Consider the following 10,412-nt stretch of genomic DNA (forward strand, 5'->3'; position numbering starts at 1 on the left):
AATTATTCCTGGGTTTGTCTACAATCTGAAGAGATTCAATTGCGAATCTCTTTTTTTTACAAATTTTTATTTCTTTATATCTGGTGGGAAGTCCACAAGAATTTTTTCAATCCTGTTTTTTGTCTTTTTAACGATTGTAAATTTAATGTCGCCAATTTTTATGACTTCATTGAGTTTAGGGAACCTGTCAATATTTTCGATTATATAACCACCAAGAGAGTCAAACTCTTGGCACTCAAGTTCTGTTCCAAAGATTTGATTTATCTCGTCAATGTTAATTGAGGCTTCAATAATATATTTGTTTGGACCCACTTGTAGGATGTCTTCGTCCTCTTCAGTGTCGTACTCATCAGATATTTGTCCTACGATCTTCTCAAAGATGTCTTCGAAGGTAATCATACCTTCAGTTCCACCATATTCATCTGTAACAATAGCAACAGATAATTTTTTTTGTCTCATTTCAGAGAAGAGGGTTCCTGTTGGTTTGTACTCATAAGTAAAGAAGGCTTTCTTGAAAAACTTTTTGTTATCTGCAAGGGATTTGGTCCTATCCATGTGGAAGATGTCTTTCACATTTAATATACCAACAATATTGTCGAGATTGTCTTCATAGACAGGCATTCTTGAATAAGAATATTCTGAAATTTTTTCTATAACTTCATCAAAACTTTCTTCAATGTCTATGGCTACTATGTCAGTCCTTGGTGTCATAATGTCCTTGGCGTAGTTGTCCTTAAAGTCAATTACATTTTGAATCATCATGGACTCATTTTTATTTATAATTCCTTCTTCCATACCAAGGTCCATGGCATCAATGAGGTCTTCTTCTGTTATTATTGGCGCTTTGTAATCCTTGTCCTTAATAACAATTTTTATTATAGATTGGGACAATAGGTTTATAAAAATAGAAAAAGGTCTCAAAATTGTAATTAAAAAATTTAAAAATTTTGCATACTTTGGCACAATTTTTTCGCAGTTATTTTTGCCCAAGTTTCTTGGCAAACTTTCGCCAAAAATTATTATTACTATGGTAGAAATTATTATTCCTATAATAAGTCCAGGGATGTCAAAGGACTCGTAGAAGAAAAGGGAAGTAAAAATAATTGAAAGAGAATTAGAAAAATAATCCAAGATCAAAGTTGTTGAATAAATATTTTCTTTCTTCACAAGTTTTTTTATCACAGAAATATTCTTTACTTCTAAGTCTTCAAGCTTAGATAACTTTACCGACCCGAGAGCCAAGTAGGCGTTCTCGATTAGGGTAAATAAATAGGAAAAATAAATTGCCACAAGGGCCAAGATTAGGTATATATAATAAGTCATAAAATTCAACTCCATTTTGTTTTTTATACCCAAATAAATTTAATCTAAAAAAGCTGCCCACAGGCAGCCTTTTGATTATTCAACAGTTACTGATTTTGCTAAGTTTCTAGGTTTGTCTACGTCATTGCCAAGTAATACTGAAGTGTAATAAGCAATTAATTGTTCAGGTATTACTGCAAGAAGTGGTGTCAAGAGATCGATAGTCTTTGGAATTTCTATTATTTTATCTGAAGAATCCTTAACAAATTCGTTTCCTTCTTCTGCAATGGAAATTACTTTTGCTCCTCTGGCAATAAGCTCTTGATTGTTTGAAACAGTCTTATCAAGAATCTTGCTATAAAGTGCAACTGAGATAACAGGTGTACCTTCTTCTATTAGGGCAATTGAGCCGTGTTTAAGTTCTCCAGAAGGGAAGGCTTCTGTGTGAATGTAGGAAATCTCCTTTAACTTTAGGGCTCCTTCTTTTGCTGTTACATAATCAAGAGATCTACCAGTGTAGAAAATTGACTTTGAATTTTTGATTGAGTCTGCAATCTTTTTAAAGTTTTCCTTGTGCTTTAAGATTTCTTCAATTTGTGATGGAAGTTTTTCCATATTTTCAATTATATTTTTAACTTCATCTTGAGAAATTTTATTTAACTTAAGGGCAATGTCCATAGCCAAGAAGTAAAGTGAAATAACTTGTGTTGTGTAAGCCTTAGTTGAGGCAACAGAAATTTCTGGTCCTGCATAGCAATAGACAACCTTGTCAGCTTCTCTTGCAATAGATGAACCTACAACATTTGTAATAGCAAGAGTCTTTGCTCCAATCGCTTTTGCTTCTCTAAGAGCTGCTAAAGTGTCAGCAGTTTCACCAGACTGAGAAACAAAAATTACAAGAGACTTGTCATCTAGGAACATATTCTTGTATCTAAACTCAGATGCAATTTCTGAAATCACTGGAATACCTGCAAGATTTTCCATTGCATACTTGCCAGCTTCGCCTGCATGAAAGGCAGTTCCACAAGCAGTTATATAAATCTTATTTATATTTTTAAGTTCTTCAAGAGAAAGACTTCCTTCTGCTGGAAGATTTATCTTGTAGCCCTTATGTTTAATCGAGATAACTTCTTTTAAGATGTCTGGCTGTTCGAAAATTTCTTTAATGAGGAAGTGGTCGTAGCCTTCCTTTGATGCATCTGATGCAGAAATTTCAACTTCAGAAATTTCTCTTTCAACTTTTTTGTGGTCCTTGTCATAGATTGTGTAAGAATCTTCTCTCATATCAACTACATCGCCATCTTCAAGATAAACAATCTTATTTGTGTATTCAATTACAGATGTAATATCACTTGCTATGAAGTAACCATCTTCACAAATAGCAAAGAGAAGGGGAGAAGAATTTCTGACAGCTATAAGCCTATTAGGTTCATTTTCATCAATGATTCCCAGACTGTAGGCTCCCTTTAAGATGTCAGTTGATTTAAAAACAGCGTCCAAGATGTCGCTATCATATACTTCTGAAATTAAGTTAGGGATAACTTCTGTATCTGTTTGTGAAAAGAAAGTGTGTCCCTTATCTACTAACATATTTCTAAGCTCTAAGTAGTTTTCTACGATTCCGTTGTGAACTACAGAAACTTTTTTGTCTGAACTTAGGTGGGGGTGAGCGTTAATTTCATTTGGCTCGCCATGAGTTGCCCATCTTGTGTGACCAATACATACATTAGATGGGTACTTATCAAGGTCAAAGGATTCTTCAAGAACCTTAATACGCCCCTTCTTCTTAAATGTTACTAACTTATCATCTTTTATAAAGGAAAGTCCTGCAGAGTCATAGCCTCTGTATTCTAATTTTTTAAGACCTTCTAGTACTAATTTCGTTGCATTATTTTTTCCAATATATCCAACTATACCGCACATATTTCTACCTCCAATTTTATTAGAGACTCACTACATTTATTTTGTTATAAAATTACTTTTATTTTTTGTAAAATGTTTAGGCTGTGAAACCTTTGAAGCATCCGCCGATTTTCGATAACCTCATACCTCGTCAGCCACTAGGGCTCAGGCGCTTAATAAATTTTTATCTCTTTCAGTAAATTTTACCATAAGGAATATTTAAAGTAAACTTAATAAGGTTGTGACCTCTATTGTACCTATGAATTAGTAAAATTATGTTAAAATAAATTTGGAGGTTCTTATGAAAATTTTTTGTAAAGAATATGAAGTGATGAATTTTTTATCAAGTGATGAAGACTTAAAACTCAATCAGCTTGTGAGTTATTTAATAGAGACTTCAAACCATCAATCAATTGATCTTGACCGTAGTAATGAAAAGTTATTAGACATGGGTTACACTTGGATGATTTATAAGTGGAAGATAAAAATTAAGAGGTATCCAAGAAGTCATGAGAAAATAAAAATTAAAACTTGGGCTAGTGGATATAAAAATATAAATGCCTTTCGTGAGTTTGAAGTTTATTGTAAAGGCGAAAAAATTCTCGAAGCTTCAGCTATATTTTTGTTAGTTGATATTGAGAAGAGGAAGCCTATAAAAATTCCTGAAGAAGTTGCAAAAATTTATGGAGATAATGGTAGAAGAATTTTTAAAAGTATAGATAGAGTTAACGAGCTAAGTGAAGTGGAGAGAGCAAATAGGATTTTTTATAAAATTTTAAGACGTGACCTTGACTTTAATAACCACGTCAACAACGCTGTCTATCTTGAACTTATTTATGAAGCTTTAACTGAAGAGGACTCTCGCGTGAAGTTTAAAGACATAAGCGTAAACTATGTTAATGAATTGAAGTTTGGCGATGAGATTGTAATTGATTTTTATAAGGCGGAAGACAAGTTCTATTTCTTCTTCAAGAGCAAGGACGAGAGTCAAATTTATGCAAGGATTTGTGGCGTATCTGCGACCCCAATAAGTTGAAAAAATAATTTTCTAATGTTAACATTACTTATAGAAAAGATACTAAATAAGAAATAAAATTACGGAGGTAATAATGGATAAAGATAAAGTTTTAGCAGAAGTAAATGGCAAGAAAATAACAGGAGTTGACTACAATTTATTTATTGATTCACTTAACCCACAATTAAAACAATATTTTGGTGGAGAAGAATTAAATAAGGACGTAGTAAATGAATTAGTTTACCAAGCTCTTTTATATGAAGATGCAATGGAAAAGGGTATGGACAAGGAAGATGAATTCATCCAAGTTGTTGAAAAGACAAAGGAAAGTATGTTAAAGACCTACGCCCTTGGAAAGCTTCTTGCCACTGCTGAAGTTAAAGATGAAGACATCAAAAAATTCTATGAAGAAAATAAAGATGCCTTTAAGCAAGCAGAATCTGCTGATGCTTCTCACATCCTAGTTGCAGAAGAAGACAAGGCAAGAGAAATATATGAAAAAATTAAAAATGGCGGAGATTTCGAAGAACTTGCAAGGGAATTTTCAACTTGCCCATCAAAAGAAAAGGGTGGAGACCTTGGAACTTTTACTAGGGGACAAATGGTAAAAGAATTTGAAGATGCAGTTTTTGAAAACGAAGTTGGAACTATCACTGAACCAGTTAAGACTCAATTTGGTTACCACATTATAAAAGTCAATAAAAAGAATCCTGCAAGGGAACTTACTTTTGACGAAGTAAAAGATAAGATTGTGGAACAAGTTAGAAGACAAAAGGAACAAGAAATTTACAACAAAAAGATCACAGAATTAAAAGATAAATACGAAGTGAAAATGAATATCTAGGTGAATTATGAAACTTGAGCTTTTTAATTACATTGATGATGTAATGGATCTTTTTGATTACCATAAAATTGAACTTGCAGGAGTTAATAAAGAGCTTAAAAAGTATTTTACAGAATTATTTATTGATGATGATCGACTTACAAATATTACCACAAGGATGAAAACTCAAGAATCCCTTCGTGAAAAACTTATTAGGAGAAATTTTTTCATGAGGTTTCCTGATCCTGTTAGTGGATTTAAGTACATTCAGGATTTGGTTGGCATTAGAGTTGAGTGTCGTTTCATCAAGGACGAGGAAGACCTCTACAAAAAAATTATCAAGGACTTCACTATAAAATCAGACAGGGGTTATTATAGGTCTAATAAAAATAGGAAGATTAGGCTTAAGCTAGATGACCCCCAACCTCAAACTCTTGCAAATGGTTTCAAGATGTTTAAACTTGACGGTGAATATGATACTGGGTCTTATATCTATTGTTTTGAGCTTCAGATAAAGTCCTTTGTAAATGTATTTTGGGGCGAAATTGACCACAAACTACTTTATAAAAACTATAACTACATTGTGACAGAAGGTTTCTTTAGGGAAATTATGAATTCCATTAATGACAACTTAAAGATGATTGATAAGCAGCTTATGATACTTTACGATCATGTAAAGAAGCAAGATGCTTCCGAAACTATTTCTGCTGAGCACCAGCTAAAGAAACTTTTGTCGAAGATTCTTCACGATGTTTTTACTACAAAAATCCACGAAGAGTTGGGACTATACTTAAATATAAAAATCATAACAGACATAGTTGTTGATTTTCTCTTTATGAAGTCATCAAGAAATAAGGACCTAAGTTATGGAGAAAATTTTATAAATTTAATTAATAAGGTGAACTCTGTTTCTGGAAATGAAATGGATTTCGAAGAGTACATTGTATTTAAGAACAAGCCAAGATATTATGATAATTTTTCCAAGGGACTAATAGAAGTTTTTAGCAAGGTATTAAACAATGATCTTGATTGGAATATTTTCTTCAAAATCTTACAGAGATTGTTGCAAGAATCATATAGTGACATATTAACTGAGTTTATTATTTTCGTTAGATATGAATATACTTGTGAGCTAAAAAAACTTTACGAAAACAAGGAACTCCCACGAGAAAAGTCTCAAGAATTTGAAAAAGAAGTTTTATCTCTTGTTTTAGAAGAGTTTAATAAGACACCTACTCTTGAGTTTTTAATGGATAAATCTCTCAATAAGTTTAGAAATGTACTTTGTGAAATAAATGAATCTGAAAGCAAATCAAGGGGCAGGGTGCTTAAAATATTTAAAGACAATTATACTTTTTAATCTGTAATTCTTAATGCTTCTTATGTATAATAGACCTAGGAGGTTTAAATGAAAACTAAAGATACCTTATTAGAGAACAGAACGTTTTATTATTTTGATAAATTGACAAAAATTCCAAGATGTTCCTTTGAAGAAGAAAAGATAAGAGATTATTTGATTTCTTTTGCAAAAGACCACAATTTGGAATATAGGACTGATACAATTGGAAACGTTGTAATAATTAAAGAAGCCACAAAAGGCTATGAAGATGTTGATAGCATTATCTTGCAAGGCCACATGGATATGGTTTGTGAAAAGACTCCAGAATGTACAATTGATTTTTCTAAAGACCCAATAAAGTATGAAATTGATGGAGACTTAATTATTGCACGTGAAACAACACTAGGTGCCGACAATGGTATTGCTGTCGCAATGACACTTGCTCTATTAGAGTCAGATGAATACAAACATCCTAAGATTGAAGCCCTCTTCACTGTTAACGAAGAAAGTGGAATGACAGGTGCAGGAAATCTTGAAAAGGGAATGGTAACATCTAAGAGACTTTTAAACATTGACTCCGAAACTGAAGGAGTTGGATGCATCTCTTGTGCAGGTGCAGAAAGGGACCTATTAAAACTTAAAAAAGAATTTAAAGATATAGATAAGGACAAGACTTTTTTTGAAGTTATAGTTAATGGACTAAAGGGTGGTCACTCAGGTCAAGAAATCCAAGTTGGTCTTGGCAACGCAGTTAAAATTTTAGGAAGAAGTCTTTATACACTATTCCAAAAGGTTGACGGAGACTTAATTGAAATCGAAGGTGGAGCAAAGCCAAATGCAATCCCAAGATATGCAAGAGCTCTTGTGGCAGTAAAAGATGAAGACATAAAAAAAATTCAAGATGTTATTGTGGAATTAAATTCTGAATTTGTAACTGAACTTGGAAAAGTTGATCCTGATGTAAGACTTAACTTTGAAAAATCAAAAGAAACTTGTGGCAAGGCTTTTAAAGATGATTTAAAGAATAGGATAGTTGATCTTATTAACCTACTACCTAATGGTGTTATTGCAATGAGCAAGAACATCGAAGGCTTAGTAGAAACTTCTGTAAATGTTGGAGTAATTGAAAATCATGAAGACGAAATTCACATTATTTCAAATATAAGATCTTCTGTATCATCTGCTAAGGAATACATTGGCAGTATAAACAAAATTGCTGCAAAAAATCTTGGAGCAGAAGTAGAGATTATTACAAAATATCCTGCTTGGGAATATAAAGAAGTTTCACCTCTTAGAGAAGTGGCAAAGGAAGCTTACAAGGAAGTAAGTGGAAAAGAATTTAAACTTGAAGCAATTCACGCAGGTCTAGAATGTGGCATTTTTGTTGAAACAATTGGAGATATAGATATGCTTTCTATTGGTCCAAATATGAAGGGAGTGCACGCACCTGGCGAACACCTTTCTATTTCATCAACTGAAAGAGTATTTGGCTTCTTAATAAAGATATTAGAAAAATTAAAATAAATTTGGAGGAAATATGAATAACGAAGAAAAAAACCTACACCAACACGACGAAGATTGTGGATGCGACTGTGGTTGTGGACACGACCATGATCATGAAGACGGCTACCAAACTATCACCCTTACACTAGAAGATGAAAGTGAAATGGTATGTATAGTTCTTGGAATTTTTGAATGTGAAGATCAAGAATACATTGCCCTACTTCCTGAAAATGAAGAAGATGGCGAAGATGTATTTATTTACAAGTACAAAGAAATCAACGAAGAAGAAGTTGAACTTGATACTATTGAAACTGAAGAAGAATTTGAAAAAGTTTCAAAGACTTTCGAAGAAATTTTTGACGACGAAGACGAAGAATAATTTTCTATATGGCTTATAGAAAATACTCGGACTTTTTAAGAGATAAGTTTGGCGAGAAAGTTTATAAGCTTCCAGTCAAACTTGACTTAACTTGTCCCAACAGGGATGGAACTTGTGGAAGAGGTGGATGTATTTTTTGTGGAGAAGAAGGTGGCTCTTTCGAAAACAGTGAAGGAAGTGTAAGAGACCAACTTTTAAAAAATATGGACCACATAAAAAAGAAATACAAGGCCAAAAAATTTATAGCCTATTTTCAAAATTTTACAAACACCTACATGCCCTTTGAAGATTTTAAAAGGGTAATAGAGGAGTCTCTTATTGAAGATGTTGTTGGAGTCAGTATATCAACTAGACCTGATTATCTTCCCAAGAGACACCTAGACTACTTAGAAGAATTAAATAAGAAATACTTCGTAACTCTTGAAATTGGTCTTCAAACTTCAAATTATCACAGTTTGAAGAAATTAAATAGGGGACATGGTCTCGCAGAGTTTGTTGATGCAGCTATTAAGTTAAAAAATAGGAATTTAAGTATTTGCACCCACATGATTATTGGCTTACCTTGGGATGACGACTTAGACATTGTTGAAGGGGCAAAGATATTAAATGTCCTTGGTGTTGATGAAGTAAAGCTCCACGCCCTTTACATCTTAAAAGGCACTGCCCTTGGAAGGATGTATGAAAGGGGAGAGGTAGAACCTATTTCTTTAGAGGACTACAAGAAAAAAGTTATACTCTTTTTAAGAAATCTTAAAGATGATATAATAGTTGAAAGAATAATTGGAAGATCACCTTATGAAGATTCTCTCTTCTGCAATTGGAATACTTCCTGGTGGAAAATTAGAGACGACATTATTAATGAGATGCAAGAAAACGGATACACCCAAGGTGATCTAGTGAAAGGAGAATTACTATGATAAAGTATATTTTAGGAAGCAAAGGCTCTGGAAAAACAAGATGGTTAATCGACAATGCTAATGAAGATATGAAGCAAGGCGATGGAAATATTGCTTTTGTAGAAGTTGATGACGATCACATTTTTAGTCTTGATTATAATGTAAGACTTATTAATGCTACTGAATACAGATTAAACTCAATTGATAGTTTCTATGGTTTTATCTGTGGACTTCTTGCAATGGATTATGACCTACACAAGATTTATGTTGATGGAATTTATAAAGTTCTTAAACTTAATGTTGAAGACCTAGAACACCTATACAACAAGGTTGCTAAAATTCCTGATGCTGAAAACAAAGAAATTTTTATTAACGTTGATTATTTAAAGGAAGACATGCCTGAATCATTAAAGGATAAATGTCTAGAAGTTACTAGCAAATAAGGTGTTATAAGTGGATAGAAAAACAATGGTTAGAATTATTGCTATCATCCTCGTTTTAGCAATGGTAATCCCAATAGTTCTAAGTGTGATTAATGGTGTTGCGTGGATTTAAAGAAAAAAAGATGGGTATTTGAAGATTTTTTTGAACACAGGTCCTTTCTCATAAGTCAGTACACAAAGGGCGAACTCACTAAGAGAGAATTTTTGCAAAAGAATTTTGATTATTTTGCCTTAAGGAATGCAAGACCTTATATAAAGGTTGACTCCTATGAAAAGGGAATGTACAACTACCAATACTACAATGTGATGGCGAAGTATTATAGATCTCTTTCAAAGGACGTAAGAAACACAAAAAAACATTCAAAGTACTACAACTATTATCTGAATTTAACAAATAAATACTACGAGCTTAAGGACAATTCTGTCTTAAATATTTTAAAGATTCAAGACTTTAGAAATATGAAAGCTTATTATATAAAGTGCCAATCCAAGGCCTTGAGAAATGAGCTTTATGAAATAGTCCTAGAAGACAAGAAGGAAGCAATCTTTCATTCAAAGGCTGATTGGCTTTTGAAGGTCCTTCAAGAAGAAAATATTTTTGATGACAGAGTTAAGACTTCCATAATAGATCACTATATAAATGAAAAATATTATTAAATAGAAAGACTGAAACAGAAATTTGTGGTGCCCCCATAAAGTTGGACTAACAAACCAACATAAGGAGGTCAGTTCACTTTCTGATTCAGTCTTTTTTGCAATTAAAATACCCTCGGTCCATGAACTGACCCCCAAAAGTTGGACTAACAAACC

10 protein-coding genes are annotated in these 10,412 nt (G+C 32.8%); 8 read left to right on the forward strand and 2 right to left on the reverse strand.

All coding sequences use genetic code 11. The annotated features are described in order from the left end of the window. Nucleotides 1–66 precede the first annotated feature (66 nt). The gene (locus HMPREF1864_RS05245; RefSeq protein ID WP_062571788.1) at nucleotides 67–1,323 is read right to left on the reverse strand and encodes a hemolysin family protein; all 1,257 of its coding nucleotides are present in this window, start codon (nucleotides 1,321–1,323) and stop codon (nucleotides 67–69) included. A 75-nt stretch (nucleotides 1,324–1,398) separates the two neighbouring features. Beyond that, nucleotides 1,399–3,225: a glutamine--fructose-6-phosphate transaminase (isomerizing) gene (glmS, locus tag HMPREF1864_RS05250; RefSeq protein ID WP_062571789.1), complete on the reverse strand. Its 1,827-nt coding sequence runs from the start codon at nucleotides 3,223–3,225 to the stop codon at nucleotides 1,399–1,401. Between the two features lie 280 nt (nucleotides 3,226–3,505). On the opposite strand from glmS, the gene HMPREF1864_RS05255 reads away from it, so the two are divergent. From HMPREF1864_RS05255 to HMPREF1864_RS05290, 8 genes are all read left to right on the forward strand, one after another. After that, nucleotides 3,506–4,240, forward strand: coding sequence for an acyl-[acyl-carrier-protein] thioesterase (locus HMPREF1864_RS05255; RefSeq protein WP_062571790.1), 735 nt, complete (start codon nucleotides 3,506–3,508; stop codon nucleotides 4,238–4,240). A gap of 73 nt (nucleotides 4,241–4,313) precedes the next feature. Beyond that, complete coding sequence (locus HMPREF1864_RS05260; RefSeq protein WP_062571791.1) at nucleotides 4,314–5,063, forward strand: peptidylprolyl isomerase; 750 nt, start codon at nucleotides 4,314–4,316, stop codon at nucleotides 5,061–5,063. 7 nt (nucleotides 5,064–5,070) lie between these two features. Beyond that, nucleotides 5,071–6,402: a GTP pyrophosphokinase gene (locus HMPREF1864_RS05265; RefSeq protein WP_062571792.1), complete on the forward strand. Its 1,332-nt coding sequence runs from the start codon at nucleotides 5,071–5,073 to the stop codon at nucleotides 6,400–6,402. 48 nt (nucleotides 6,403–6,450) lie between these two features. After that, nucleotides 6,451–7,905 (forward strand): aminoacyl-histidine dipeptidase, encoded by a 1,455-nt coding sequence (locus tag HMPREF1864_RS05270; protein ID WP_062571793.1) that lies wholly within the window; start codon nucleotides 6,451–6,453, stop codon nucleotides 7,903–7,905. Nucleotides 7,906–7,918: 13 nt separating this feature from the next. Continuing rightward, a complete protein-coding gene (locus HMPREF1864_RS05275) occupies nucleotides 7,919–8,263 on the forward strand; it encodes a DUF1292 domain-containing protein (protein ID WP_062571794.1) in 345 nt (114 codons plus the stop codon). 8 nt (nucleotides 8,264–8,271) lie between these two features. Next, nucleotides 8,272–9,180 carry a tRNA modification radical SAM protein MnmL/YtqA gene (locus HMPREF1864_RS05280; protein ID WP_062571795.1) on the forward strand — a complete coding sequence of 303 codons (909 nt, stop codon included), beginning with the start codon at nucleotides 8,272–8,274 and terminating at the stop codon, nucleotides 9,178–9,180. Then, nucleotides 9,177–9,602 (forward strand): hypothetical protein, encoded by a 426-nt coding sequence (locus HMPREF1864_RS05285; RefSeq protein ID WP_062571796.1) that lies wholly within the window; start codon nucleotides 9,177–9,179, stop codon nucleotides 9,600–9,602. Before HMPREF1864_RS05280 ends, HMPREF1864_RS05285 begins: the two co-directional genes overlap by 4 nt. Before the next feature lie 102 nt (nucleotides 9,603–9,704). After that, entirely contained in the window at nucleotides 9,705–10,259 is a 555-nt protein-coding gene (locus HMPREF1864_RS05290; RefSeq protein WP_062571797.1) for a DUF6648 family protein, read from the forward strand. The last annotated feature ends 153 nt before the right edge of the window (nucleotides 10,260–10,412 follow it).

It is taken from the genome of Peptoniphilus sp. DNF00840, from assembly GCF_001553125.1.
GTDB classification, from domain to species: Bacteria; Bacillota; Clostridia; order Tissierellales; family Peptoniphilaceae; genus Peptoniphilus_A; species Peptoniphilus_A vaginalis.